The 26,624-nt window shown below is 69.8% G+C and carries 26 protein-coding genes; 18 read left to right on the top strand and 8 right to left on the bottom strand.

Features of this window, described 5'->3' with window-relative positions:
* Positions 1-13: 13 nt before the first annotated feature.
* On the top strand, positions 14-250 hold the full coding sequence (locus AMIS_RS42610) for a hypothetical protein (RefSeq protein ID WP_157434838.1): 237 nt from the start codon (positions 14-16) through the stop codon (positions 248-250).
* 122 nt (positions 251-372) lie between these two features.
* On the opposite strand, the gene AMIS_RS42605 is transcribed toward AMIS_RS42610, so the two are convergent.
* On the bottom strand, positions 373-897 hold the full coding sequence (locus tag AMIS_RS42605) for a hypothetical protein (RefSeq protein ID WP_157434837.1): 525 nt from the start codon (positions 895-897) through the stop codon (positions 373-375).
* Between the two features lie 367 nt (positions 898-1,264).
* Here AMIS_RS42605 and AMIS_RS12925 point away from each other — a divergent pair, with 367 nt between their 5' ends.
* The 5 genes from AMIS_RS12925 to AMIS_RS12905 all read left to right on the top strand — a co-directional run bounded on the left by AMIS_RS12925 (position 1,265) and on the right by AMIS_RS12905 (position 6,836).
* On the top strand, positions 1,265-2,434 hold the full coding sequence (locus AMIS_RS12925) for a sensor histidine kinase (RefSeq protein ID WP_014442736.1): 1,170 nt from the start codon (positions 1,265-1,267) through the stop codon (positions 2,432-2,434).
* Entirely contained in the window at positions 2,431-3,090 is a 660-nt protein-coding gene (locus AMIS_RS12920) for a response regulator (protein ID WP_014442735.1), read from the top strand. The genes AMIS_RS12925 and AMIS_RS12920 overlap by 4 nt, the downstream gene beginning before the upstream one ends.
* Before the next feature lie 82 nt (positions 3,091-3,172).
* Positions 3,173-3,574: a hypothetical protein gene (locus tag AMIS_RS43650; RefSeq protein ID WP_014442734.1), complete on the top strand. Its 402-nt coding sequence runs from the start codon at positions 3,173-3,175 to the stop codon at positions 3,572-3,574.
* The gene (locus AMIS_RS12910) at positions 3,574-4,251 is read left to right on the top strand and encodes an ABC transporter ATP-binding protein (RefSeq protein ID WP_014442733.1); all 678 of its coding nucleotides are present in this window, start codon (positions 3,574-3,576) and stop codon (positions 4,249-4,251) included. Before AMIS_RS43650 ends, AMIS_RS12910 begins: the two co-directional genes overlap by 1 nt.
* Positions 4,252-4,259: 8 nt before the next feature.
* Positions 4,260-6,836, top strand: coding sequence for an FtsX-like permease family protein (locus tag AMIS_RS12905; RefSeq protein WP_231859293.1), 2,577 nt, complete (start codon positions 4,260-4,262; stop codon positions 6,834-6,836).
* Between the two features lie 100 nt (positions 6,837-6,936).
* Here the strand turns inward: AMIS_RS12905 and AMIS_RS12900 are convergent, their stop codons facing one another.
* The gene (locus AMIS_RS12900; protein WP_014442731.1) at positions 6,937-8,697 is read right to left on the bottom strand and encodes a sensor histidine kinase; all 1,761 of its coding nucleotides are present in this window, start codon (positions 8,695-8,697) and stop codon (positions 6,937-6,939) included.
* Complete coding sequence (locus AMIS_RS12895; RefSeq protein WP_041829731.1) at positions 8,694-9,386, bottom strand: response regulator transcription factor; 693 nt, start codon at positions 9,384-9,386, stop codon at positions 8,694-8,696. Before AMIS_RS12895 ends, AMIS_RS12900 begins: the two co-directional genes overlap by 4 nt.
* A 91-nt stretch (positions 9,387-9,477) precedes the next feature.
* Here AMIS_RS12895 and AMIS_RS12890 point away from each other — a divergent pair, with 91 nt between their 5' ends.
* The 3 genes from AMIS_RS12890 to AMIS_RS12880 are packed head-to-tail and all read left to right on the top strand — an operon-like array spanning position 9,478 to position 12,487.
* On the top strand, positions 9,478-10,662 hold the full coding sequence (locus AMIS_RS12890; RefSeq protein ID WP_014442729.1) for an efflux RND transporter periplasmic adaptor subunit: 1,185 nt from the start codon (positions 9,478-9,480) through the stop codon (positions 10,660-10,662).
* Positions 10,659-11,324, top strand: a complete 666-nt coding sequence (locus AMIS_RS12885) for an ABC transporter ATP-binding protein (protein WP_014442728.1) — start codon at positions 10,659-10,661, stop codon at positions 11,322-11,324. The genes AMIS_RS12890 and AMIS_RS12885 overlap by 4 nt, the downstream gene beginning before the upstream one ends.
* Entirely contained in the window at positions 11,321-12,487 is a 1,167-nt protein-coding gene (locus AMIS_RS12880; RefSeq protein WP_014442727.1) for an ABC transporter permease, read from the top strand. The genes AMIS_RS12885 and AMIS_RS12880 overlap by 4 nt, the downstream gene beginning before the upstream one ends.
* Positions 12,488-12,545: 58 nt before the next feature.
* Here the strand turns inward: AMIS_RS12880 and AMIS_RS12875 are convergent, their stop codons facing one another.
* Positions 12,546-13,127 (bottom strand): hypothetical protein, encoded by a 582-nt coding sequence (locus tag AMIS_RS12875; protein WP_014442726.1) that lies wholly within the window; start codon positions 13,125-13,127, stop codon positions 12,546-12,548.
* Between the two features lie 289 nt (positions 13,128-13,416).
* Between AMIS_RS12875 and AMIS_RS12870 the strand changes: the two genes are divergently transcribed.
* The 6 genes from AMIS_RS12870 (at position 13,417) to AMIS_RS12845 (ending at position 19,742) form a co-directional block, all read left to right on the top strand.
* Positions 13,417-14,208 (top strand): SDR family NAD(P)-dependent oxidoreductase, encoded by a 792-nt coding sequence (locus AMIS_RS12870; RefSeq protein WP_014442725.1) that lies wholly within the window; start codon positions 13,417-13,419, stop codon positions 14,206-14,208.
* A 131-nt stretch (positions 14,209-14,339) separates the two neighbouring features.
* Positions 14,340-15,023 carry a response regulator transcription factor gene (locus AMIS_RS12865; RefSeq protein WP_014442724.1) on the top strand — a complete coding sequence of 228 codons (684 nt, stop codon included), beginning with the start codon at positions 14,340-14,342 and terminating at the stop codon, positions 15,021-15,023.
* Positions 15,020-16,771, top strand: coding sequence for a sensor histidine kinase (locus AMIS_RS12860; RefSeq protein WP_014442723.1), 1,752 nt, complete (start codon positions 15,020-15,022; stop codon positions 16,769-16,771). Before AMIS_RS12865 ends, AMIS_RS12860 begins: the two co-directional genes overlap by 4 nt.
* A 73-nt stretch (positions 16,772-16,844) precedes the next feature.
* Complete coding sequence (locus AMIS_RS12855) at positions 16,845-18,065, top strand: acyltransferase family protein (protein WP_014442722.1); 1,221 nt, start codon at positions 16,845-16,847, stop codon at positions 18,063-18,065.
* Positions 18,062-18,592 (top strand): SigE family RNA polymerase sigma factor, encoded by a 531-nt coding sequence (locus tag AMIS_RS12850; RefSeq protein ID WP_014442721.1) that lies wholly within the window; start codon positions 18,062-18,064, stop codon positions 18,590-18,592. The genes AMIS_RS12855 and AMIS_RS12850 overlap by 4 nt, the downstream gene beginning before the upstream one ends.
* Positions 18,585-19,742, top strand: a complete 1,158-nt coding sequence (locus AMIS_RS12845; RefSeq protein WP_014442720.1) for a hypothetical protein — start codon at positions 18,585-18,587, stop codon at positions 19,740-19,742. The genes AMIS_RS12850 and AMIS_RS12845 overlap by 8 nt, the downstream gene beginning before the upstream one ends.
* A 57-nt stretch (positions 19,743-19,799) precedes the next feature.
* Here the strand turns inward: AMIS_RS12845 and AMIS_RS12840 are convergent, their stop codons facing one another.
* Positions 19,800-20,345 (bottom strand): carboxymuconolactone decarboxylase family protein, encoded by a 546-nt coding sequence (locus AMIS_RS12840; protein ID WP_014442719.1) that lies wholly within the window; start codon positions 20,343-20,345, stop codon positions 19,800-19,802.
* A gap of 126 nt (positions 20,346-20,471) precedes the next feature.
* On the opposite strand from AMIS_RS12840, the gene AMIS_RS12835 reads away from it, so the two are divergent.
* On the top strand, positions 20,472-21,341 hold the full coding sequence (locus tag AMIS_RS12835; RefSeq protein ID WP_014442718.1) for an AraC family transcriptional regulator: 870 nt from the start codon (positions 20,472-20,474) through the stop codon (positions 21,339-21,341).
* Positions 21,342-21,395: 54 nt separating this feature from the next.
* On the opposite strand, the gene AMIS_RS12830 is transcribed toward AMIS_RS12835, so the two are convergent.
* Positions 21,396-22,034, bottom strand: a complete 639-nt coding sequence (locus AMIS_RS12830; protein WP_014442717.1) for a DUF4360 domain-containing protein — start codon at positions 22,032-22,034, stop codon at positions 21,396-21,398.
* Positions 22,035-22,442: 408 nt separating this feature from the next.
* Between AMIS_RS12830 and AMIS_RS12820 the strand changes: the two genes are divergently transcribed.
* Positions 22,443-24,032 carry a lysyl oxidase family protein gene (locus AMIS_RS12820; RefSeq protein WP_014442715.1) on the top strand — a complete coding sequence of 530 codons (1,590 nt, stop codon included), beginning with the start codon at positions 22,443-22,445 and terminating at the stop codon, positions 24,030-24,032.
* Positions 24,033-24,182: 150 nt separating this feature from the next.
* On the opposite strand, the gene AMIS_RS12815 is transcribed toward AMIS_RS12820, so the two are convergent.
* Both AMIS_RS12815 and AMIS_RS12810 read right to left on the bottom strand, forming a co-directional pair.
* Positions 24,183-25,061: a hypothetical protein gene (locus AMIS_RS12815; RefSeq protein ID WP_041829729.1), complete on the bottom strand. Its 879-nt coding sequence runs from the start codon at positions 25,059-25,061 to the stop codon at positions 24,183-24,185.
* A 116-nt stretch (positions 25,062-25,177) separates the two neighbouring features.
* Positions 25,178-25,588, bottom strand: a complete 411-nt coding sequence (locus AMIS_RS12810; RefSeq protein WP_014442713.1) for a winged helix-turn-helix transcriptional regulator — start codon at positions 25,586-25,588, stop codon at positions 25,178-25,180.
* A 120-nt stretch (positions 25,589-25,708) separates the two neighbouring features.
* Here AMIS_RS12810 and AMIS_RS12805 point away from each other — a divergent pair, with 120 nt between their 5' ends.
* A complete protein-coding gene (locus tag AMIS_RS12805; RefSeq protein WP_014442712.1) occupies positions 25,709-26,563 on the top strand; it encodes an NmrA family NAD(P)-binding protein in 855 nt (284 codons plus the stop codon).
* Positions 26,564-26,624 lie beyond the last annotated feature (61 nt).

The following is a 26,624-nucleotide window of genomic DNA, read 5'->3' as shown; positions in this document are numbered from 1 at the left end:
GTCCCTGGACCACATGCTCAAAACCGATGACATCACGCGGTTCCTCACCCTGGCGCAGGAAGAAGACTCGGTCTCCCGGTTCGATACCGCCTGCGCGGCCGCCCGTGGCCCACTGACCGCGCAGCAGCGGCCCCGGTTGAGGTCCCACAACTCGTCGTCCGTCGAGGTGTCCCGCAACCCCACCCACGAACGCCCCAGCGAATCACCAGCCGGTGGCTCGCGGGCACGGCACACCACGGCATGGGGATAAGCACCAGATGACGGCGGCGCGGCCAGCCGTTCCCCGTCCGATGCCTCAGCGAGTGTTCGAGAGTGCTGCCGCACGGCGCATCCCCGGAGGGACGATGGCTTCCATTCCGAGGCAGTGAAAAACTACTCCGCACCCGTCTCGGGTCGCTCATATCTGTCGCTCGAATGGCCGGACCCGCGATTTGAGCCGACCGCGCGATCGAGTATTTTGTGATCCACAGCCAATTCGCTTCGGACAACGTTGATAAAGTTCAATCTGGCACTCTCAAGCAATTTACGATGAACCAGCCACTCGTCCAGCCCGTTATGGCCCTTCACGATCTTGGCATCAACCGCCCAGACCACGTCGTCAAGAGCGACTGCAGCTTCCACTATCTGCGCGGTCGCCGAGAGACTGGCAGCCGCCAATGCTTGATTCCAGTTGGTCCAATCTATTGATGGCTCGATCCTATGGCGACATCCGTGACTCATGCCGTCATAAACGGCGGCGTACGCTCGGAGGAGTCCGGTGCACGCCTCCAACGAGGACGCCCGGGACCATTGCGCCAACTGCCAACGCTGGCTCAGTCGGGCGCCAACAACGACTCCCGTCAGCGTGGCAGCGAGCGCCGAAACCAGCGAAAGCGCCCAGCCCCAAGAGGTGCTCATGGATGCATTGTGGCAGCAGGGGGCAACTTCAGCGGAAACTCAATATCACAAAGATGCCGACCTCCGCGACGGCGCACAAAGCCCGTTTTGTCGGAACATCGATGGATCTCCCAGACTGGTCTTCTTGACGAGCGGCGTCTCCAGCGAACTCGAACACGAACGCTCCGATCTGCCACCGGTAAGGTGCGCGAACCGCTCTATGCCGCCCTCCATAATGCCGGCTGGCACCGGCCCGGATTGTCACGGCAGCGGGCACGCCGGCCGACTTCGGCAACGGCTGCGCTCTGGGACCTTCCGTCGGCCCGGCGGCGGAGGGGCAGCGTCTCTGCGCTCCCACGGCGGTGATCGAGCCGTCTATCGTGGCGGGATGTTCGGCCGGTGGACCCCGCAACTGCTTCTCCTGTGGGACCTGATCATCGTCACGGTGGTGGCGACCGTCGCCGTGCAGTACCGCGACTACTCGGCGTGGGACGTTGTCATCGGCATCGCCATGGCGGTCGCGCTGATCGCCCGGCGCCACGCGCCGGTCCGGGTCTTCACGGTTATCGCCGTCCTCGGCGCGGTGCAGGTGGTGTCCGCTTCGGCGGTTCCGGCGGGGTACGACGTGGCGCTGCTCGTGGCGATGCTGGCGGTGGTGACCCACTCCCCCGGCCAGAGGGCGGTGTACCTGTCCGGCCTCGTGGTCGCGGCCGGCAGCGTCGTCGCCTCCCTGGTCCGGATCGACGCTGCCTGGTCGGGATCGGTCCTCGACTACCCGTACCTCGCCGAACAGGCCGTCATCCTGGCCGCCGGCGGAGCGTTGTGGCTGATCGCCTACGTGCTGCGGACCAACCGTGAACGCGGCGTCGTGCTGGCCGAGCGGGCCGTCGCCGCGGAGCGCGAGCGCGACCAGCTGGCCCGTCTGGCGGCGGCCGACGAGCGGACGTTCATCGCTCGTGAGCTGCACGACGTGGTGGCGCACAGCCTGGCCGTGATGATCGCGCAGGCCGACGGCGCCCGCTATGTGCTTGACACCGACGCCGAGCGCGCACGGGAGGCCATGGGCACTGTTGCCGGCACCGGGCGGGAAGCGCTGGACGACATGCACCGGATCGTGGCGGTGCTGCGCGGCACGGGAGGCGAGGAGAATCCCGAGGACCGCCGCCGGCGGGGTCTCGGGCAGCTCGGCACGGTGGTGGAGCGGGCCCGGGCGGCGGGTCTCGACGTCGAGTCACGGATCGACGGCGACGTGGAGCGACTGTCGCCGGCCGAGGAACTGACCGTTTTCCGGATCGCGCAGGAGTCGCTGACGAACGCGCTGCGGCACGCCGGACCGGGCACCCGGGTGGCGGTCGGCCTGGCCGTCGAGTCCGGACGGGCGGTGCTGGAGGTGCGCGACGACGGCACGGGTGCGGCGCCGGCCACCACGGGTGGCGGCAACGGCCTGATCGGCATGCGTGAGCGGGTGGCCGTGCACGGCGGGGAGCTGTCGGCAGGGCCGGGCCCGGACGGCGGATGGCTGGTCCGTGCCATGATCCCGGTCAAGGAGGAACCATGAGCATCAGGGTCGTGCTTGTCGACGACCAGGCGTTGGTCCGCGCCGGGTTCGGGATGGTGCTGTCTGCGCAGGCCGACATGGAGGTGGTCGGCGAGGCCGGTGACGGCGCCGAGGCCCTGGCCCTGCTGGCCCGTACGAGCGCCGACGTGGTGGTGATGGACATCCGCATGCCGGTGATGGACGGGGTGGAGGCGACGCGGCGGATCTGTGCCGGGCCGGACGGCCCGCGCGTGCTGGTGCTGACCACGTTCGACACCGACGAGGACGCGTTCGCGGCGCTGCAGGCCGGGGCGAGCGGGTTCCTGCTGAAGAACGCGCCGCCCGAGCAGCTGCTCGACGCGATCCGAGTGGTCGCGGCCGGCGAGTCGGTGGTGGCGCCGCGCGTGACCCGGACGCTGCTGGACCGATTCTCCGGGCAGCTGACCCTGCCGGGGCGCGCCGACGAGCGGCTGGCGTCGCTGACCGACCGGGAACGCGAGGTGCTGGAGCTCGTCGCGGCCGGGCTGTCGAACGGCGAGATCGCCGCCCGGCTCTTCGTGGCCGAGGGCACGGTGAAGACTCATTTCGGTCGTATCCTGACTAAACTGGAACTACGCGACCGCGTGCAGGCCGTCGTGCTCGCGTACGAGATCGGGCTGGTCAAGCCCGGTGCGTAAGACCTGAGTCGTACATCGGCGGCCTTTGAATCTGATCTGGCGTCAATGCGCCGGAGCCTCCGCACGCCGAAGAATCGTCACCGTGAACAGCAGACACGTCACCTTCGGGATCCTGACCGCGATCATCCTGGCCGGTGTGGCCTTCGGGGTGAACTACCTGTGGGACAAACGCTTCGGCCCGACCGCCGCGTCGGCTGCCGACTGCCGGCTCGCCCAGGAGCTGATCGACAAGGCCCAGACGCCGCCCGCTGACGTCGCCGAGGCCGAGAAATGGGAGCAGCAGATCCGGCAGGTCCGCTACACCCGGCTCGAGAACGACGGGATCAGCACCGAGGTCGGCCGCTACGTCCGCTGGCAGAAGGCCAGGGCGACCGGCGAGTCGGTACGCCCGGGCACGGGGGAACTCGACGAGATCTACGAGCTGGCCGCCGGGCACTGCGAGGACAGCGGCGTCGATCTGCGTATCCCGAAGATCGCCCTGTGATGGCCGCCGTCACCGCGACCGACCTGGTCAAGGTCTACGGGACCGGCCGTGGCGCGGTCCGTGCCCTCGACGGGGTGTCGGCCACCTTCACCCGCGGCCGGTTCACCGCGATCATGGGGCCGTCCGGGTCCGGCAAGTCGACCTTCATGCACTGCCTGGCCGGGCTCGACACGGTCACCAGCGGCCGGATCAGCATCGGCGGCACCGAGGTGACCGGGCTGTCCGACAGGGCGCTGACCGCCGTGCGCCGCGACCGGATCGGGTTCGTGTTCCAGGCGTTCAACCTGCTGCCGCAGCTCACCGCGCGGCAGAACATCACGCTCCCCGCCGAGCTGGCCGGCCGGGCGGTGGACTCCGACCTGTTCGAGCACGTCGTCGGCGTGCTGGGCATCGGTGACCGGCTCGGGCACCGGCCGCCCGAGCTCTCCGGCGGCCAGCAGCAGCGGGTGGCCCTGGCCCGGGCGCTGAGTACCCGGCCCGACGTGGTCTTCGCCGACGAGCCGACCGGCAACCTCGACTCGAAGTCGGGCGCCGAGGTGCTCGGGTTCCTGCGCGACTCGGTGCACCGGCTCGGCCAGACCGTCGTCATGGTCACCCACGACCCGGAGGCCGCCGGGTACGCCGACCGCGTGCTCGTGCTCGCCGACGGCCGCATCGTGCGGGACACCGGCGCATGAGCGGCGGCGTGCTGCGTACTCAGCTCAGCGGGGTGCTGCGCCGTCCCGGGCGGGTGCTGCTGACCGGGCTGTCGGTGCTGGTGGCGGCGTTCGTGGTGTTCGGCACGGTGCTGGCGTACTCGATCGTTACCCGGACCACGCTCGACACGTTCAGCGAGACCCCGGAGGCGGTCGGCCTGGTGGTGTACGCGGCCGGTGGGCAGCCGCTGAGCCCGCACCAGGTCGCCGAGGTCCGCAGGACTGCCGGGGTCCGTGATTCGACCGGCCGTGTCACCGCCTCGTTCACGGTCGGCGATGCCGTGGCCGGCAACGACCTGGACCTCCTGGCCGACCCCGGTACCGGCCCGCTGTCACGGGTCAGCCTGGTGTCCGGCACCTATCCGAGCGGCAAGCGGCAGATCGCGATGGACCGGCGGGCCGCGGCACGGCTCGGCGCGACCGTGGGCGGCACGCTGCGCCTGCACCCCGGCGACCATGACGGGAAACCGGTGACGGTGACCGTGACGGGGGTGGTCGACGGGCCGCGGGACAGCACCGAGCGGGCCTGGGCGCCGGACGGCACCGTGGCGGCGATCAGCGGCGACCCGGGCGTCTCACGGTTCGACGTCCTCGTCGCGGACGACGCTGACGTCCCGGCGATGATGGACGGGCTGTCCGAGCGGCTGCTCCGGGATCCGATGGCGTACATCAGCATCACCACGGGCGAATCCATGCGGGTACGGGAGGCGCGCGCCGCCGTACGCCAGTTCGACCAGATCTTCGCGCTGGTGGCGATGTTCGTGGCGATCGCCGTGGTGGCCGCCACCCTGGTCGCCACGTCCACGTTCCGGATCATGTTCGCTCAGCGTCTGCGGCAGCTGGCCCTGCTGCGCGCGATCGGCGCCCAGCGCGGTCAGCTGGTCGTGGCGCTGGCCGTCGAGGGCGCGGTGACCGGGCTGGTCACCGGCACGGCGGGTGTCGTGCTCGCCCAGCTCGCGGGCCAGTCGGCAGCCACTGTCGCGAGCGCGTTCGGGCGGACGCTGACGGGCCCTGATCTCTCTCTTGCCGCCGCCGTGGCGGTGGTGGCCGGAGCCACGCTGCTGACCGCCGGCGCCGTGCTGGCCCCGGCGTTCGCCGCGGCCGGGGTCTCCCCGTTGCAGGCGCTGCGGTCGGCGAGCACGCTGGCCGCGGAGCCGGGCATCGCCACGCCCCGCCTGGTGGGAGGCCTGCTGCTGCTCGCCGCGACCGGCGGCACGGGATGGCTGACCGTCCGTGCGATGGGGTCCTCGGAAGCGTTGCTCTACCTCGTCGGCGTGGGTGCGCTGGCGTTCGGCGCGCTGATCCTTCTCGGACCGTTGCTGATCCGCCCGGTCCTGGCGGTGGCCGGGTGGCCGCTGCGGTGGCTCGGCGCGACCGGGCGGCTCGCGGTCAGCGGCATCGGCGGCACCCCACGGCGGGCCGCCGCGGTGTCGGTGGTCGTGGCGCTGGGCGTGACCATGCTGGCCGGCACGGTCGTCGGGATCAGCAGCCTACGGCTGTGGACCGATCGCACGATGGCCGCGCGCACACCGGCCGACCTCGCGATGATCGCCGAGTCGCCGACCGGTTTCGATCGGGTGGTGTCCGGTGTCCGGGCGGATCCGCGGTTCCGGGACGTGACTCCGTTCCGGATGACCGATTTCGACGCCGGGCCGGGCGGATTCTCGCACAGCGCCATCGCGATCGACATGACCGCGATGGCGGCGCTGCGGACACTGTCGGCGGCTTCCGGGGACGTCGCGGCGCTGGGTCCCGGCAGGGTGATCCTGTCATCGGTGGCAGCCGCGGATCTCTCGGCCGGGGTGGGTGACGTGGTGACCCTGTCGCGAACCGCCGTGCCGGGCGCCGATGACGCGGCGAAGGTCCGGGTGCGGGTCGTGGCCGTGCTGACCGGCGAGGGCCCGCTGCGGTCCGGTGCGGTGCTGAACGACGGCGATCTGGTGGCACTCGGCGGAGCGTCAGCCGGTCTGCTGGCCGACATCGACACCAGCGCCGGCTCCGGCTCCGGCGCTGGCCCCGGCCCCGGCTCCGGCTCTGGCCCGGGTGCCGGGTCTGGCGCTGGCTCTGGCACCCGCGATGAGGCACTCGCCGCGTTCCGGCGGATCGGTGCCCCCGCCGGAGCCGAGGTGGCGGTCCTGGCCGACGAGCGGGACAAGGCCGAGGGTGAGGTGTCGTCGCTGTTCGCGGCCGCACTGGGCCTGCTCGGTCTGACCGTGCTGATCGCCGTGGTCGGGGTCGGCACCACGACCGGCCTGTCGGTGCTGGAACGCACCCGCGAGTTCGGCCTGGCCCGCGCGCTGGGCCTGACCAGGGCCCGGCTGCGAACGATGGTCAGCCTGGAGGCAGGACTGTACGGGCTGATCGGCGCGGTCCTCGGCATCGTGCTGGGCGTGCCGATGGCCTGGTTGACGCTGGAGTCGCTGCGCCTGGATCTGCCGCTGACCTTCCCGGCGGCGCAGTTGGCCTCGATCGTGCTGGCGATAGCCGCGATCACCGTCCTGACCGGCCTGCTCCCGGCACGCCGGGCGGCCCGCGTCAGCCCGGTCGCGGCCCTGGCCGTCGACTGAGGTCCTGTTGCCGTACTGCCCGGCACGCACCAAGGCGCCGCACCCGGTGAGGTGCGGCGCCGGCTCCGGCCCGTGGCAGAGGAGAGCTCCCTGTGGTGGTTCAGCTGGGCAGACGTACGGTGAACGTCGTTCCCACACCGAGGGTGCTCGCCACCTCGATCGTTCCACCGTGTGCCTCGACCAGCTTGCGGGTGATCGCCAGGCCCAGACCACTGCCGCCGGTCGTCCGGCTCCGGGACCCGTCGGCGCGCCAGAACCGGTCGAAGACCCGGGGCAGGTCGTCGTCGCTGATGCCGATGCCGGTGTCGCGTACCGTGATGGTGCTCTGCTGTACCGCTACGGTGACGGCCCCACCCTTCGGGGTGTAGCGGATCGCGTTGGAGACCAGGTTGCCGAGCACCTGCCGAAGCCGAACCGGGTCGGCAAGTACTACCGGATCACCCTCGATCGTCGTCTCCAGCCGCACCGGCCCGCTGCCCCGGTGGGCGTCGGTGACCTGCTCCACCACGTCGCTGAGCCTGATCGGCTCCGGATGCAGCCGCAACGTGCCCGCGTCCACGGAGGCGAGATCGCTCAGATCGTCGATCAGGTGCTGCAGCTGCACCGACTCGTCGTGGAGCAGGTTCACGAGCTGGGCGTCGGTGGGTGCCAGATCGTCCTGGGCGGCCTCCAGCCAGCTGCGGATGTTGGTCAGCGGCGTCCGCAACTCGTGCGCCACGTCGTTGACCATGGCACGACGCTGCTCCGCCGACGTGTGCAATGCCCGCGCCAGATGGGCGATCTCGTCCCGCCCGGAGATCACCACGGGCGCCTGCCGGTCGACGGACTCGGTCAGCGCCCGCAGCGGCCGGACCAAGCGGCGGCCGGCCAGCATGGTCACCGCGATGGTCACGAACAGCACGGCCCCGGTGACCGTGACGATCCGAACGGTGTTCTCCCGGGACAGCGTGAATGTGGTCTGGTCGGCGCCGGTGTCCGGGTCGGTGACGAACAGCAGGGCGGGCGGGGCGACGAACGGCTGAAGCTGGGTGCGACGCGACTTCTCCAGACAGGACCGGACCCGGGCGGTGCGGCCCTGCACCGCCCCCTTGGAGTCGGCGAAATCGAGCGGCACCACGGTACGGTCGGCGATCTCCTCGGGGGAGAGGACGAAAGCGCTGAACTGCGGCGACACCAGAACGGTTCCGCCGATGACGCCACCGAGGCAGGCGTCGGTCAGCTTGCCGAGCGTGCGCAGGGCCTTCTCCTCGGTGCGGGTGGCCGTCGTGGCCAGGTCGGTCGTGCACCGGGCCAATGCCCCGCTCGAGTCGGGCGCGGTCAGCTCTACCGACGGACGGCCGCTCGCGGTGTCGACAACCCGGCCGGACACACCGGCGCTGGCCAGGCACTCCATCGCCCTCTTCGCGTGAGCGCGCAGCTCGGCGCGTTCGGCGGCGGGCAGGCGGTACGGCCCGGCTGCGCGCGGGTCGATGCGCTCGGTGCCGCCGTTCAGACCGAGGTCGAGGTTGAGCGGGTCGACGACGGCCGACGGGCGGGCGGTGGCGAGCGACGCGCCCGGCCCCGAGTCGATGATCACCTGGCGGTCCTCGGTCATCAGGGTGATCCGGCGGCCCAGCGTCGCGGCCCGCTCCCGGATCAGCTCCGACGCCTGCGACCAGTCCGGATGCCCGGCCGCGTAGGCGACGAGCATGTCGTAGACACCCTTGTCGTCGGTGAGAGACCGGCCCTGCTCCTGGCTGATCACGCGGGTCGCGGTGCGTACCGCCAGCCAGGCGGTGGACCCGATGGCGGCGATCGCGATCAGCACCGACGTGGCCAGCAGGCGGGTCACCAGGCTGTGCCGCCACGGCACCCGGTTCATGCGCCGCCGCCCGCCGTCAGCCGGTAGCCGACCCCGTAGACGGTGAGCAGCTGCACCGGCCGCTGCGGGTCGGCCTCGATCTTGCGGCGCAGGTTCATCACGTGTACGTCGATGGTCCGCTCGGTCGAGCTGCGGTCGACGCCGCGCGTGTGATGCAGCAGCTGGGCGCGGCTGAACACCCGGTCCGGCTGCTCGCACATCGCCGCCAGGATCGCGAACTCGCCTCGCGTGCACACGACCGGCTCGCCGTCGACGGTCACCCGGTGGGTGGCCGGATCGAGCGTCACCCGGCCGATGCTGAGCGAACCGGCCGGCGGCGCCGGCCGGTTCGCGCGGCGCAGCAACGTCCGCACCCGGACCATCAGCTCCCGCGGGCTGTACGGCTTCGTCACATAATCGTCGGCGCCGAGCTCCAGGCCGAGCAGCAGGTCTTCCTCGCCGGTACGGGCGGTGAGCATCAGCACCAGCACGTCGGACTCCGCGCGAAGCGTCCGGCACACGCGCAGACCGTCCAGCTCCGGCATCATCACGTCCAGCACCAGCAGGTCGGGGCGCAGCCGACGGGCCTGCTCCAGCGCCTGCCGGCCGTCGTGCACGACGGTCAACTCGTGACCGTCGGCCTGCAGATACCGCCGGATCACCTCGGCCTGCCGCCGGTCGTCATCGGCGACCAGCACATGTGCACACATGGCGGCGACTATAGGTGCGCGTGCCACCTCTGAGCCCGTCGCCTGAGCAGACCTGACAGCTTTCTAACGATCTCCGCACAGGCTCTGCGCCATGCTTGCTCACTCTCACCTGCGGCGCACCGGGCTCGGGCTTGCCATCCTTCTGCCGCTCGCCGCCGGTGCCTTCTTCTGGTCGCAGCCACGATCTCAGGCTCATCCGTCGCCCGCGGCGACGGACACGGCCGCCACCGCCACACTAGAACGGCGGGATCTGAGCACGTCAAAAACCATATCCGGGACCATCGGGTACGGAACCCCGCACGCCGTCGAGGGCCATAAAGAGGCGACCGTCACGTGGCTGCCCGCACCGGGAGCGAGCATCAAACGCGGCCAGCAGCTGTACCGGGCCGACGATCGGCCGGTTCCGCTGTTCTACGGTGAGATGCCGCTCTACCGCGCGATCGAGGGCAAGGGCCTGGTCGGGCGGGATGTGCGCATCATCGCCGACAATCTGGAAGAACTGGGCTACTCGCTCGGCTACCGGCCTCGCGCCGGAGAGTGGGTGTCACCGCCCGCAGTGCCGTCGCGTCCGGAGTCGTCGGCTCCCCCGGCGTCGTCCGCCCCTGTGCCACCTCCAACCCCGGTGCGGCTCAGGAAGGGCGAGGCCGTCCTCACCACCGGATTGATCAAGGCGATCAACAGGTGGCAGCGCGACGTGGGCCTGCCCGAGACCGGCGCCATCGCGGTCGGTGACGTCGAAGTACTCTCCGGCGCCGTCCGCGTCGAGGCGGTGGCCGTGCAGCCCGGCGCCCCCGCGAACGGCCCGCTCATGTCGGTCACGTCCACCCGCAAGGTGATCACCGTGGCCGCGACGATGGCCGAGGCCGCGTCGATGGCCGAGGCCGCGTCGATGGAACAGGGCGCGGCCGTCACCGTGATCCTGCCCGACGAGAAGGAGGTCCCGGCCCACGTCCTGTCGATGGGCCGCACCCTGGCCGCCCCGGAAGGCAGCATCGGCGACAGCACCGCGCAACTGACTGTCACCGTGACCGTCGACGATCCGGCCACCCTCAAGAAGATCGACTCAGCGGAGGTGACCGTCAGCTTCGCCGGCAAGGTCAGCGAGGACGTGCTGGCCGCGCCGATCGAAGCACTGATCGCCCTGGCCGAGGGCGGCTACGCCGTACAGACGCCGCAGGGCCTTGTCGCCGTGACCACCGGAATGTTCGCGCAGGGCTGGGTGGAGATCACCGGTGACGGCCTGACCGAGGGCACCCACGTGGTGGTGGCGTCATGAGCTCTCCGGTGCTCTCGGTCCGCGGCGCGGGCATGGTCTACCCCGGCGGTGTGACCGCCCTCGCCGGCGTCAGCCTCGACATCCACGCCGGCGAGTTCGTGGCGATCGTCGGCCGCTCCGGCTCCGGCAAATCCACCCTGCTCAACATCATCGGCACGCTGGACCGGCCCACCTCCGGCACCGTCCGGATCGCTGGTCAGGACGTCACCACCCTGTCCGACCGGCGGCTGTCGGCGCTGCGGGCCCGCGAGATCGGATTCGTCTTCCAGCAGTTCCACCTGACCGACGGGCTCAGCGCCACCGACATCGTCGCCACCGGCCTGCTCTACGCCGGAACGCCCCGGGGCGGGCGACGGGCATTGGCGTTGCAGGCCCTCGACCGGGTCGGCCTCACCCACCGCGCGAACCACCGGCCGCACCAACTCTCCGGCGGCGAACGCCAGCGGGTCGCCATCGCCCGCGCCCTGGTCAACAACCCGGCCCTCATCCTCGCCGACGAGCCGACCGGCGCCCTGGACACCGCCACCGGGCAGAGCGTCCTGGCCCTGCTGCGCCGGCTCAACACCGAAGGTGCCACGATCGTCCTGATCACCCACGACAGGGAGATCGCGGCAACGCTGCCCCGCCGGTTGGAGATCCGCGACGGGCGGCTTGTCGCATGATGAGCCCGATCGACCTGCTGGCCCTCGGTGTCGTCGGGTTACGGACCCGGCCGCTGCGAGCGCTGCTCTCCGGCCTCGGCATCGCCATCGGCATCGCCACCATGATCGTGGTGACCGGCATCCCCGCCTCCAGCCAGGCCGCCCTGGTCCGCGAACTCACCGCCCTCGGCACCGACACACTCCAGGCGATGCCGCTCCCCGACCAGCAGCCACCGGCGCGGCTGCCGGAATCAGCGGTGGCGATGGCGAAACGCATCGGCCCGGTCCGCGCGGCCAGCGCGGTCGGCAACACCCATGCCGCGGTACGCCGTAGCGACCGCGCCGAACCCAGCAGCGGCACGGGCATGACCGTACTGGCCGCCCGCCTCGACCTACTGCCGGTGATCAACGCGACGGTCGCCTCCGGCCGCTGGCTGACCACGGCCACCGCCGAGTTCCCGGCCGTCGTCCTCGGCTCGGTCGCCGCCACCCGGCTCGGCGTGACCATCGTGACCGCCGCCCCTCAGGTGATGATCGGCGACCGCTGGTTCACCGTCGTCGGCATCCTCGCCACCACCCCGCTCTCCCCCGACATCGACCGGTCGGTGCTCGTCGGCTGGGAATCGGCCCGTACCGAACTGGGCTTCGACGGCCGGCCCACGGTCCTATACCTGCGTGCCGATGAGACTCAAGTGGAGATGGTCCGCTCGGTGCTGGCCGAGTCGATCAATCCGGAGCGTCCCGGCCAGGTGATGGTCACCCGGCCCTCCGACGCGCTCGCCGCCAAACGGGCCACCGAGAGCAGCTTCTCGGTGCTGTTCCTGGCTCTGGCCGGCGTGGCCCTGGTCATCGGCGGGATCGGGGTGGCGAACACGATGGTGGTGTCGGTGCTGGAACGCCGCTCGGAGATCGGCCTGCGGCGGGCGCTGGGCGCCACCCGGGGGCAGATCCGCGGCCAGTTCCTCACCGAGTCGATGGTGCTGTCCACCGCCGGTGGCGTGGCCGGAACCGCGCTGGGGCTGATGGCCACGCTCGCCTACGCCCACTGGCAGGCCTGGCCGATCGTGGTGCCCGTCGAGTCCGCCGCCCTGGGGGTGGGCGGCGCCGTGGTGATCGGCGTTCTGGCGGGGGTGTATCCGTCCGTCCGCGCGGCCCGTCTACCGCCCGCGCAAGCCCTGCACTGAATCGTCACGGCAACGGCGCCCGGGGACGGGACGTCCCGGGCCGCCGTTGCCGTGAGTCTCAGCTCTTCGCCGCGACCTCCCGCTCGCAGTCGGGGATCCGGTCCATGCCCAGCGTGATCGACCGTTTGTCGTTCCGGTCGCCGCCCAGCGCGATCGAGACGCCATCCTCGCCGACCTCGACGAACTTGACGCCCTCACGCTTGAGGCACTTCACCACGTCGAGGGCGAAGTCTCGCGCCTCCGGGTTCGCCGGGTCCTTCTCCCACGGCGGCAACGGCAGGAACTGCGGCTCGCAGACCTGGTTCGCCCGCTCGGCCGCCTTCGCCTTCTCCCCGTCCGACGGCTCGGCCGCCAGCCCTGCTTTCTTCCGGGAGCCGACCGGATCGAAGCCCTGCTCCCGCATGCACTTGTTGTACGGCTCCAGCAGTACCTCGTACTCCTCGGCCGTCATGTCGAGCCGCTCGCGGGGCCGCTCCGTCTTCACCGGCGCCGCCGCCGACGGCGTAGCGGGACCGCTCTGCAACGTCGCCACCCGCGGTGCGCCCCCCGCGTCCGTCTTCTCCTGCCCGCCCGACGACCCGCAACCGGGCAGCGCGATGAGCGCGACTGCGGCGAACATGAGCCCGGCATTCCTGCGCATGGTGATCTCCTGTCCGGCGAGGACGGTCCCCGCCGCGCCGGACAGCCTGACGAGCAATGATCAGGAACTCGTCAGGTTCGATCAGAAACGCCCCTGCCAGCGCGTGGTTCAAATTGAGTGTGAAAGATCCGCTCCGGCATCGACTGGGCGCGGGCCACCTCGGCCGCTCGTGCTGGGTTCACTCATCGAATGCTCATTGGCTGGCGGCATCATCAGATCAGTCGCTGCTGATGGTGCGCCGGGGATGCGAAGTTCCGCTCCGGCCGGCAGCCGTTCATGAGGAGAATCAATGGATCTGCAGCTCAAGGGCAAGACCGCGTTCATCAGCGGATCGAGCCAGGGCATCGGTTACGCGACCGCCAAGGCTCTGGCCGGCGAAGGCGTGGACGTGATTCTCAACGGTCGCGACGCGGCGAAGCTGGACCGGGCCGTCGAGGTGTTGCGTCGTGCGGCTCCCGGCGTATCCGTCAGCGGCTTGGCCGCCGACTTCGCGGTCACCGACGACATCGACCGGGTGTGCGAGCGGATTCCGAGCGTTGACATTCTGGTCAACAACGTTGGGCTCTTCGAACTCAAGCCGTTCGAACTCATCTCCGACGACGACTGGCGGCTCTACTTCGAGGTGAACGTGCTCAGCGGGGTCCGGCTTGCTCGGCGGCTCATGCCGGGGATGCTGGAGCGAGGCTGGGGCCGGATCGTGTTCGTCAGCAGCGAGTCGGGCGTCAACATCCCCGCCAACATGATCCACTACGGCACGTCCAAGACAGCGATGCTCTCGGTGGGTAACGGCCTCGCGAAGCTCACGAAGGGCACCGCGGTGACTGTCAACGCGGTGCTGGGCGGCCCGACGTATTCCGACGGTGTCGCCCGGACGGTCAAAGCTCTGGCCGGGGCGCAGTCCATCGGCGAGGAGCAGATGAAGGCGGCGATCATCGGCACCAACGAGACGTCCCTACTGGGGCGTTTCATCGAGCCGGGCGAGATCGCGAATGCGGTGACCTTCATCGCCAGTCCTGCCGCGTCCGCGATCAACGGATCGGCGGTGCGCGTCGACGGAGGCGTGCTGACAACGCTGCTCTGAGCCGTCACTCCCGCTGCGGTGCGGTCTCGCACTGCTCGCGCGGATCAGCCGGCCGGGAACGATGAGGTCACTTGTCTCGGCAATGTCAGTGTTCGCCGGTCAGGCCGCCGGGCGTTCCTATAGTCCATGCCATGAACGCGCACGTGGTGGTCGCTGAGGACGACGTACGGCAGGCCGAGGTGGTCCGGCGTTACCTCCGGGCGGCCGGCTACCGGGCGTCGGTCGTGCACGACGGCCGGAGCGCGATCGAGCTGGTTCTCCGGTCCCGGCCGGAACTGCTGGTGCTCGATGTGATGATGCCGGGGCCGGACGGGATCGAGGTCTGCCGGGCGCTGCGCCGGGAGAGCAACGTACCGGTGCTGATGCTGACCGCCCGGCGCGACGAGGACGACCTGATCCTCGGGCTCGAGGCGGGCGCGGACGACTACCTGATGAAGCCGTACAACCCGCGGGAGCTGATGGCGCGGATCCGGACGATGCTGCGCCGCAACGCATGGGCGCCGGATGGCCCGCTGCGGGTGGGAGAGGTCGCGGTCGACGTACCCGGCCATCATGTGACGGTCGGTGGGCGCCGGGTCGACTGCACGCCCGGCGAGTTCGAGATCCTGGCCGCGATGGCCGCCGCCCCGGACCGGGTGTTCACCCGGGCTCAGCTGCTGGAGAAGACCCGGGGGTTCGAGGTCTCGGCGACCGACCGGACCGTCGACATGCATGTGGTGAAGCTGCGCCGCAAGATCGAGCCGGATCCGCGGCGGCCTTCGTACCTGCTGACCGTGTACGGCATCGGCTACAAGCTCACGGACGGGTCGCTGTGAGATCCCGAAGCCTGGTGGGGCGCCTGCTTGCCCTGTCACTGCTGGTGATGCTCTGTGCCGTGCTGGCCACCACGTGGCTGGTCGTGAACAGCACCACGTCCCAGCTGCGGCAGGAGCTGGGCCAGGGCATCGGGTTCGACGCCCGGATCTATGAGGAGGTGCTCGGGTACGCCGCCGTGCACACCACGTGGTCCGGTGTGCAGCCGATGCTGGCCGAGCTGGGCGGGCTGACCGGCCGGGAGATCACGCTCACCGGTGAGGACGGCACCTTCCTGGCCAGTTCCGAGGGCGAGCGGCCGGATCTTCCGGCCCGGCGGTCGGCGCTGGTCGACCCCCTCTACGTGGAGGGATCCCTCGCCTCCGGAGAATCGGACCCCAGTGGTGTCTACCATCGGGTGCTCGGTCCGTACCGCCTGACCGCCGCCGAGCACCGCATGCTGTCCGGCCGGCTCATCAGCGCGGAGGAGTGCATGACCGAGCAGGGCGTGGCCGTCGGGGCCGACACCTCCAGCCCGGGCCGGCCGACGTTGACCCCGCTGTTCACCAGTGCCGACCTGGTCTCCGCGCAACTGGCCGACTGCTATCGCAAGTCCGGCGCCGACGTGGTCACCGACACCGAACGTGCGGCTCTGGCCCAGCTGACCGCGCTCACCAACGTGTGCCTGGTGGGGCCCGCAGCCGAGCCCGTGGTCACCGTGCTGCCCGGCTTCACCTGGAAGCCGACCGGCCGGGCCCGCCTGGACCCCGGCCAGCCGCAGGACTGCATCAGTCAGTCCCGGCGCAAGCAGCTCGCGCCGTACGTGGCCCCGCCCGCCTACCTCTATGTCGCCGGCCCGGACCGGGAGGCCGGCACGGTGCTCGACCTCTCCCGGGCCGGCACCTCACGGGTCGCGACCGTGGCCGGGCTGGTCCTGGCCGTCGCGTTCGCGGTCACCCTGACGGTCGGCCTGCGGATCTCCCGGCCGCTGCGCGCGCTCACCCACGCCGTCGAAAGCGGTGCGAGCGAACTCCCGGTCCGGGGCCGCGACGAGATCGGCCGGCTCACGGCCGCGTTCAACGACCTCTCCGAGCGCCGGGAGACCGTCGAACGGCAACGACGCACGATGATCAGCGACATCGCCCACGAACTCGGCTCCCCGCTGACGAACATCCGCGCCTGGCTCCAGGCCGCCCGCGACGGCGTGGCCGAACCCGATCGGGAGCTGCTGGACCTGCTCGCCGACGAGGCCGAGCTGCTCCAGCACGTCATCGACGATCTCAGCGACCTGGCCGCCGCCGACGCGGGCCGGCTCCGCCTGCACCCCGAGCCGGTCTACATCAACGAGCTGCTCGGTCAGATCGCCGCGGCGTACGCCGGCAGCGCCGACGGCGTCACGATCGAGGTCGAGGCGGTGGGCGACCCGGAGGTCATGCTCGACCCGAGCCGGATCCGGCAGGCAGTCGGCAACCTGCTCTCCAACGCTGTCCGGCACTCACCGCCCGGTGCCACCGTGACCGTCCGCTCCCGGCTCGACGGCGACCACCTGGTGATCGAGGTCGCCGACACCGGACACGGCATCGCCGAGCACGACCTGCCGTACGTCTTCGACCGCTTCTGGCGCGCCGACAAGTCGCGCAACCGCAGCACCGGCGGCAGCGGCCTGGGCCTGTCCATCGTCCGCAAACTCGCCGAGGCCCACGGCGGCACCGTCACCGCCACCAGCCGGCTCGGTCACGGCAGCACCTTCACCCTGCGCCTGCCCACCTGACATCCCCTCCATCCCCCACCGTGAGCGGCCGTGCCACTCGCGGCGATGACCCGTGCTGAGGAGGCGGCCGATCATGGCTGCGAAAACGAACCGTCTGCTGGCCCTGGACGGCCTGCGACTGCTGTGTGCTCTGGCAGTGGCCTTCCATCACCTCGGCATGGCGTGGTCGGTCGACGGCGTCCGGCCGACCACCGCGTACCTGCCGCAAGAAGTGAACTCGATACTGATCTACGGCTTCCTCGGCGTCGAGATCTTCTTCATGATCAGCGGCTTCGCCATCTGCATGAGCGGCTGGGACCGGACCCCGCGCGACTTCCTCGCCTCCCGCGCCGCCCGGCTCTACCCCGCCTTCTGGGCCTGCGTCCTGATCACCACGGCGGTCATGACCTTCCTGCCGCTCACCGACGGCATCCCCTTGCCGCACGGCCTGACCGCCACCGACATCGCCGTCAACCTCACCATGGTCGCCGAACCGTTCAACGTGCCCTACGTCGACACCGTCTACTGGACCCTCTGGTACGAGCTGCGGTTCTACGCCCTGTTCGCCCTCCTGGTCCTGATCGGCCCCACCCGCCGCCGCGTCATCGCCATCGGCGCCGGCTGGCTGACCCTCTCCGTCGTCGTCCCGGCCGGGGCGTCGCTCGCCGAGCTGGTCATGCCCCAGTTCGCCCCCTATTTCGTCGCGGGTATCGCGATCTACCTCATCCGCCGCCACGGACCCGCGTGGCCGTTGTGGGCCCTGCTGGCCGCGGCCTGGGCGCTCAGCCTTTTCCGGGTACGCGAGCGCGTGCTCTTCGCGAACCCGGGCTTCCCGGTGCCGGTCTGGCCGGCGTGGCTGATCATCACGCTCGCGTACATCGCGCTGCTGGCCATCGCTCTTGGCGTCACCGACCGCTGGCGGTGGCGCTGGCTGGCCGTGGCCGGCGCCATCTCCTACCCTCTCTATCTGCTGCACCCCCGCATCGGATACACCCTGATCCGGTACGCCTACGACCGCACCGGCGTACCGGTGCCCGTCCTCATCGTCGCCGTGGCGGCGATCCTGATCGTGGCCGCCTGGCTGGTCCACCGCCTGATCGAGCGTCCGGTCGCCCCCGCCCTGCGCCACTGGATCGCCACGGGATCCGTTCGCCCGAGCCGATCGCAGGTGGAGCATGGCACTGGGCTCAGCCCAGACGGCTGGGCGGCGTCCCGATCCGTGCCCGGCCCGCCGGAGCAGAAAGGTCGAGCATCGGTGCAACCCGGGGCGCGGGTCTCCTCCTCTTGCTCTCGACGAGAGGAGACCGGCTGGTGAATGCCGAGTCGGAAGAGATGTTCCGGGACTTCGCGCAGGCCCGGATCGGACCGCTGAGGGCGCTCGCGTACGTCACGTGCGGAGACTGGCAGACGGCCGAGGACGCGGTGTCCGGTGCGCTGGCCCGGTTGTACCTGAGGTGGGACAAGGTGAGCTCGCCTGACGCGTACGCGCGTAAGGCGGTCGTGCGCGCCGCGATCGGCGAGAAACGACGGCCTTGGCACCGGGAACGCGCCGTGGACGCGGCCTTTCTCGACACGCCCATCCCGGACCGCTCCGGCGATATCGACGAGCGGCTGCGGATGCGGGCCGCGTTGCAGCACGTGCCGCCCCGGCAACGCGCTGCCCTGGTCCTCCGGTTCCTGGAAGGCCTCAGCGTCGACGAGACGGCCGAAATCCTCGGGTGCTCGCCGGGCACCGTGAAAAGTCAGACAAGCCGTGGCCTGGACACCCTGCGCGCCGTCCTGGCGGCAGAGATCACCGAGAGGGGGCAGGACCGTGTCGTATCACATCGAGGACGTGCTTGAAGCTGTCCAGGAGGGGGCGCCGGCGCCGCGGACGAGCACCGCGGACATCATCGCGGCCGCGCATCGGATCCGGCGCCGGCGGCGCTGGGGCGCCGTCGCCGGTGCGGGAAGCGCGGCCCTGCTGACGGTCGCGGTCGTCGCCACGATCACCGGTACGGTGCCCCGCGCCTCCGACCCGAATCCGCCGGCCGCCGCCACGCCGACCACGTCCGCCGCGCCGAGAGAGTTCCGCCAGCCCACCGGCCTGCGATTCACCGCCGGCACGTCCCGGGCCGGCGCCTGGCAGATCGGTCCGGCGCGTTCGGTGACCTACGGCTACCAGGAGATCCCGGTGTACCGGGACGGCCGGACGCTGGACGTCGACGGTGTGCCGTATCCGCTCCCGGACGCCGTCATCACCCTGCACCGGCCGGGCCGGTACGACATCGCCGACTTCGGCACCACCGACCGGACGACCGAGAAGTACGGTCCCCCGAAAACGGTCACGGTCGCCGGCCGACCCGGGATCGAGCGCGCATACACGTACGAAATGCCTGATCTTGTTGATCTGCGGGCCAAACTCGCGGCGAATCCCGGCATGAAGCCCAACGACCCGAGCATCAGAACCGAATCCTTCACCCGCACGGCCCTCGCCTGGCAGTTCGACGGCACGTCCTGGGCCACGTTCCTGCCGTGGCGCAGCCGCGATCCGCTCAGTCGCGAGGACTCGCTGGCCATCGTCGAGGCGCTGGTGCCGCAGCCCGCCGAGTCGATCCGGGCGCCGTACACCTTCGGCTGGCTGCCGGCGGGCTGGCGGGTGACCGCGGCGCAATGGAACGCCGCTGACCGGGATCCGCAGGTCTCCAAGGTCGTGCTCGACAGGCAGCTTCCGACCGGGGCGGAGTTGGTGGCCCCGCTGGATTACTACCCCGGCGGCGGACAGCTGACGATTCACCACGGCCGGCCGAAGCCGTCCAACGCGCCCGGAAACGGCCAGGACATCAAGTGCATCGACGCTGACGGTTACTGCACGATGGTCATCAACGGCGAGTACTTCGCCGAGTTGCAGAGAGTCGGCCGAGGTCTGTCCATCGACGACGTCCGGCGCATCCTGCGCGAACTCAGGTTCACCGAGCTGTCCGACCCGAGCACCTGGCAGCCGCTCGGATAGCCTCGCGGCCGGTGCGCATCGACAAGGCGAAGCGCACCGGCCGCGCCGGCTCCGGGGTCAGCGTGCCCGGCGCAGCGCCACGGTCGGGAAGTCGACCGGCACCCCGAGGGCGATGTTGACGTAGTTGGTGAACAGGTTGAGGGCGACCTGGGCGATCGTCTCGACGATCTGCTCGTCGCTCCAGCCCTGCGCGCGGACGGCCGCGACGTCCTCGGCCGAGACCTGGCCGTGCTCATCGACCAGCTTCAGGGCGAAGCGGAGCAGAGCGGCGGTACGGGCGTCGCCGGACTCGCCGGCCTGCGCGGCGGTGAGGTCCTCGCGGCTCAGGCCCGCTTTCCTGCCGAGTGCGGTGTGCGCGGCCAGGCAGTACTCGCACGAGTTGTGGTTCGCGACAGCCACGGCGATCTGCTCGCCCAGGGCCGCACCGAGCGTGCCGCCGGAGAACGCACCGAACGACCCCCACATGCTCTTGAGCGCGGCAGGAGAGTTCGCGACTGCCTTGAACATCGCGGGCACGGCACCGAAGGCGGCGTGGATCTGGTCCAGCTGCTCCTTCACCTCGCCGCTGGCGGAATCACGGTCGATCAGGGGCACGTTTGCCATGACTGGTTCCCATCTGAGGTGAGCGCCCCACGGGCGGGGCTCGTGCCACCAAGCCTGCCCTTCACCTACGTACGATGCGTATCAGAAAGTCTTTGATTCTTAGCGGATCGTCCATAGAGTGGCGGCATGGAGTCTTCTGACCGGCTCACCCCGCTGCTGCACCGGTTCCGGGTCACCACCCAGCTGTTTCACGCCGGCCCACTCTGCGGTGTGACGACGTTCGCGGCCCGGCCCGGCCGTGGTTTCCTGCACATCCTGCGGCAGGGAGAAATGGCTGCCACCCATCGAGAACCCGGCGGCGCGGTGCGGCGGATCGAGATCGACCGGCCGACCCTGCTGTTCTACCCGCAGCCCCTCGAACACGTCTTCCACAACGCGCCGAGCGACGTCTCCGACTTCACGTGCGCGTCGCTCGACGTCGAGGGCGGGGCGACGCACCCCCTCATGCGGACGCTGCCACCCGTGCTCACCATCCCACTCGACGCGCTGGCCGGATGGGAGCCGCTCCTGCAGCTGCTGTTCGACGAGGTCGACAGTGTTCGCTGCGGTCAGCGGCTCGTCGCCGACCGGCTCTTCGAGGTCGTCCTCATCCGGCTGCTGCGCTGGATCCTCGACCACGCCGGCGAGTTGGGCATACCCTCGGGCATCCTGACCGGCCTGGCCGATCCGCGCCTGGCCCCCTCACTCATCGCGCTGCACGAATCACCGGAAGCGGACTGGAAGCTGGACAGCATGGCCCGCGAGGCACGAATGTCACGCAGCGCCTTCGCGGCCCACTTCAAAGAGGTCATCGGCTCGACGCCGGGGCAATATCTGACCCAATGGCGGCTCACCATCGCCCAGGAGCGCCTACGCGCCGGCGCCGCCGTGTCCACGATCGCGGCCGAGCTCGGATACGCCAACGCGTCCTCGTTCTCGCGCGTGTTCTCACAGCACCTCGGCACAGCGCCGACCAACTGGCTTGCCGCGCCACCACAGTCACCGATCCCGGCGTGAGAGCAGGCCCGGCCCTCGGGCCGGCCGGGCACACGTCTCGTCGGCATCGACAGGTCAGCACTTCCTCCAGGCCACGTGGTAAACGGTGTCGAGGTTGCCGTCGGTGGAGTCCATGGTGAGGAAGCTGGTGGTCTTCTTCCTGTCGGACCACCCGGCGTTGACCCGGAGTTCGGTGTTGACGTTGAGGAAGCGCCGCTCGCCGCACGGCAGGAACGACACGGAGCTGATGCCGATCGTGTCGGTGCGCTGCCAGTCGCCGTCGGCCGGGCCGGTGAAGTCGTGCCGCGTCTTGTGGGTCTGCAGGTCGCCCTGGAAGTAGTAGAACGACGACTGAGTGGCCGACGCGCCCTTCTCCAGCCGGACGAAGCCGCGATAGTCGGTGCGCGCGATGGCGTACGTGAAGCCCTGGGGAACGTCGACGTTCAGGGCAAGCTGACAGTTCTTACGGAAGTCCAGCGGTCTGGCGCCGACACCGACCTGGGCGGTGAATTCGCTGTAGGTCACGGTGAAGGCTTTGTTGTCCGGCGACACGGTCACGTCGGCGGTGCCGAGCGGGCAGCCGGAACCGTTGGCGGCGACGACGTCGATGACCATCTTGTCGACCGGAAGCGGCGCGGGGGCGGCGGCTGCCGGCACGGCTGTCGCGGCGAGCGCGGCAAGCAGGGTGGTACCGGCGACGAGGGTGTTGCGCATGACGGCCCCTTGTGGAGTCAGGTGACGTGGGTGATCCTCGGCCTGAGCCGACTCTCATTGCGAACGAAACGTACTTTTCATCCCTTTTGTCCGCAACAGCCTCGGGGCTCGCGGCGATCTCGCACGAGTGACTTTCGTGGGATCTCAGGCCGGACGGTTGATCACGGCATGGACCGTCCGGTCAGCCCGCCGCACCAGAAGGCCGTCGTGTCACCCCGTGCACCGGGGGTGGACACGGTGGACATCGACAGGTTGCAATGTCAGTGGCGCGACGAGGACTACGGGGGAATCGCGATGCCACAACCGCACGACTTCACCGGTGCCCCGGGGGACCTGACCGTGATCGTGACGCGACAGGTCCGGCGACTCGTTGCGACCTCTCGGTTCCACTGATCGGGGAGGATTCGCATGACAGGCACTGCCCGCTTCGGGCGCCGTTGGCGTCCGTTCGTCGCGCTCGCCCTGGGCGCCACCGTTGTCGCCACCGGCTCAGCGGTTGCCAACGCCGACACCACGCCGCCGCCACCACTCAGTCTGGTCACGACGGCGACCGACGTCACCCTCACCAGGTACGTGTACGAATTCGGCTCCTTCTTCCTGGACCCGAACACCGGCGTGTATCTGATGGCCGGTAAGGATCCGTTCGAGATCGAGGTGAAACGCAAGTCGTACGCCGACCCGATCGTCGCCCAGCAGGTGACCACCAGGAACGGCAGGAAGACCAAGGCTCCCCTGCCCGCGGGCATGGTGACCGACTTCAGCGGGCTCCAGGACTTCACCGAGCTCACCATGACGGACGCCAACGGCACGACCGTGGTCTCCGGCACCCAGGACTTCTGCCCCAACACCTATGAGACCAGCCGGGCCCGGCCGGACGCGCCGGACACCACGCCGTACCCGGCGGACTGCTTCAACGGCAACCCCTTCCAGATCGGCAACGTCTGGGGCATCCAGAGCGGCTGGACGGCCGCCATCGCACCGAGCGAGCTGGAGGACCTGCCCGACGGCACCTATCAGGCCAGGATCGACATCACCCAGCGGTACCGCGACCACTTCAAGATCGCAGGTGCCGGGACGAACCTCACGATCACGATCGAGAGCATCTTCGAGGGCGCGCTCTCCGCAGCGGATCGCGTCCGCGCCGAGGCGAAGGTCAAGGCCACCCAACCCGCCGCGAACCACGAGCACCTCACCGAGGGCGACGCCACCGCGCAGGCCTCGGCCTACTCACCCGATCTGCGGCCCGCGGCCCGCCGTCCGGAGACGGTGCGCAGCCGGGCGGCCCTGCCCAAGGGACCCCGCCCCGACCTGCGCTCGCTGCCGGCGTGGGGCATCAGCCTGGCCGACGGCGCGGATCTGGGAGACGTCCCGGGCCGCAAGTACATCGTCTTCGGGGCCACCGTGTGGAACGCCGGCACCTCGCCGCTGGTGGTCGACGGCTTCCGCCGCACCGGCACCGACCTGATGGACGCCTACCAGTACTTCTACGACGCCAAGGGCAAGCAGGTCGGCTCGGCCAACGCGGGCACCATGGAATGGGACAAGCGGGAGGGCCACCTGCACTGGCACTTCACCGACTTCGCCCAGTACAACCTGCTCACCGCGGATCAGCAGGAGGCGGTGCGCAGCGGCAAGGAAGCGTTCTGCCTGGTCAACACCGACGCGGTCGACTACACGATTCCGAACGCCAAGGTCCGGCCGAGCAACACGGATCTCTCCAGTTCCTGCGGCGCCAACACCGCCGTCGCCGTCCGTGAGGTGCTCGACATCGGCAACGGCGACACCTACACCCAGTTCCTGCCCGGCCAGTCGTTCGACGTCACCGACCTGCCGAACGGCACCTACTACATCGAGGTCAAGGCCAACCCGTCGGATCGGCTGGCAGAGCTCAGCACGACCAACAACACCTCCCTGCGCAAGGTGATCCTGAGCGGCTCCGGCGACGACCGGAAGCTGGAGGTTCCGGCAGTTCACGGCCTCGACGGCCCGACCGGATAACCACACCACATGGGTACGGGCGGGGAAGGCGCACGTCCCCGCCCGTACCGATGCGCGTTCAGTCGCTGACGGTGATCCGGGCGCCGGTCGCAACGCCCAGCCGTTCCAGGATCTCCGCCGCATCTCGCCGCGTTCACGTGTCTCCGAAAATCAAGGCAACAGTTCAGAGTCCAGGAAATCAGCAAGATAATCGCTGACATGTATTTGCCTGAATCTCGGATGGCTCAGTTTGACCTGCGCAGCCTCTTCGTCCGAGATCTCTCGAGTCGAACCCGCCGCGTTTTCGGCAAGGCCCACCTTGTGATATATCTCCGGCTCCGCCGGAAACAGATTGACCAGACGGGAGGAGTGGCCGACAAGTGGCCACTTACCATTGCGCACGGATCGATCATCCGCATACAGGGGAAAGGGATGAACATCTTCCCCCGACCTCGGCATTCGCGGCTCGGCGAAGCGCCCTCTGAAGAAGCCAAAAGCGACGCCGAAGCGGTTCTTCGCGATGAGCACCGCTAGACGATAGGCGCCTGCGCCGACGGGAACAGCTACCACGTCGCCGATCTGGGGCCGATGTTTGGCCGGCGGGCCGACCATGACAAACCGCATATCACTGCTATACCCGGTGAGACGATCGCCAGGAATCGACCTGATCAAATCGGTAAGGCTTTCACAAATATCCGACTCGGCGATGCCGGCCGCCTTGTTCACCGAATCCAGCAGCACTTCAAAAAGATTGGAGGCCTCGTCGAATAGATAATCTGGGAGATCGTATACGTCCTCGACGTCGCCACGCAGCAGACCTGACTTGCCGCGCAACGCGAGCCGGGGCGCCTCAAATTCGACGTCGATCCGGTCGTCCTCGATCGGCAGCGACTGGCTCAGCACCTCTGCGAACTCAGCCGCCGACGGCGGGCGTTCGAGACGACGGGCCATCCCGTCGATCACATCCAGCACCGCCGACGCAGCCGCCGCCCCCTGCGCTCGACCTCGCCCCTCGTCCCGCACAGCTCCACCGTCCTCCGCCATCAGCACGCGGTAGTTCTTGCCCTCCTTGCCAATGCACGCGGCGCAGGTGCGATTCCCTGGGATTGATTCCCGCTGATCGCCGAGCTATGACATAGAAGGCCGAGATATCGGCGACAGCGCCCCTAACGTCTTCCGGCGCGTTCGTCGTACTCTTCGCGGGCCTCGAGAACGTCCTCGATGTGCTGCACCGACCATTCCGTGAGGGCTTTCAGGGGGCCTCGCAGGGTCTGGCCGAGTGGTGTCAGCTCGTACTCCACCCGGATCGGCACTTCCGGGTACACCGTGCGCCGGAGCAGCCCGTCGCGTTCGAGCGTGCGCAGGGTCTGGGTGAGCATCTTCTCGCTGACCCCCGCGAGCTGTCGCCGCAGTTGAGTGAACCGGCACGGCCCGTGCCTGCCGAGTTCGCCCAGCACGAGGACCGCCCACTTGCTGCCGATCTGGTCGAGCAGGTCCCGCGACGGGCAGCCACGCGTGTACGGATCCCACGACGATATGGGCTCGCTCACTTGCTCGGCGGTCGTCACAAGCCTCACCTCGATGCTTTCGTCCGGGTGGTCACCTTACCCGCAAGTGCGTCCTTACCAAAGGAGAGTGACCAGGTCATCGTGGGTTCCGCGCCGTGAAAGGTCCACGGCAGAGGGGGAACGACCACCATGTCGATCGTTGTTACCGCCGCCTCCGGGCAGCTGGGCAGGCTCACCGTCGAAGCGCTGCTGAACCGTGGGGTGCCCGCCTCCGGCATCGTCGCGACCAGCCGTGACATCACCAGGATCAAGGACTTCGCCGACCGTGGTGTTGTGGTCCGCCGGGCCGACTTCGCCGAGCCGGACAGCCTGCCCGCGGCCTTCGAGGGCGCGGACCGGCTTCTGCTGATCTCCACCACCACCGTGAACGAGCGGGTCGCCAACCACCGCCGCGCCATCGACGCCGCGGTGGCGGCGGGCGCGTCGCTGGTCGCGTACACCAGCATGCTGCGCGCGGACACGTCCACCGCAAGTCTTGCCCCCACCCACAGCGCTACGGAGGAGTACCTGCGCGAGCGCCTGCCCAGCGTGATGCTGCGTAACGGCTGGTACCTGGAGAACTACACCTCTCAGCTCCCCCAGGTGCTGCAAGGTGGGGCCTTGGCCGGGGCCGCCGGCCAAGGAAGGATCAGCGCCGCGACCCGCGCCGACTATGCCGACGCCGCTGCGGTCGTGCTGACCACCGACGGCCACGACGGCAAGGTCTATGAACTGGGCGGCGACGAAGCCTTCACCCTGGCCGAGCTGGCCACGGCGATCTCGGCCGCCACCGGCAGGCGCATCGACTGCACCCACCTGACGGCCGACGCGTTCGCGCAACTGCTGACCGGCGCGGGCGTGCCCGCCGAGTTGGCGCACGTCCTTGCCGACGCCGACCGCGCCATGAGCCAGGACGAGATGTTCACCGACTCCGGTGACCTGCGGCGCCTGATCGGGCGGCCGACCGCCACCCCTGCCGAGGCGATCGCCGCCGCCCTGCGCTGATCAGCCGGCTCTGTGCCCTCCCGTTCGCCCTAGGGTGTGCCTTCAAAGGCGATCGTTGACG

It is taken from the genome of Actinoplanes missouriensis 431 (assembly GCF_000284295.1).
Taxonomy (GTDB): Bacteria; Actinomycetota; Actinomycetes; order Mycobacteriales; family Micromonosporaceae; genus Actinoplanes; species Actinoplanes missouriensis.
Note: the sequence above shows the minus strand (reverse complement) of the source record. Positions and strands in the feature narration are given on the sequence as shown.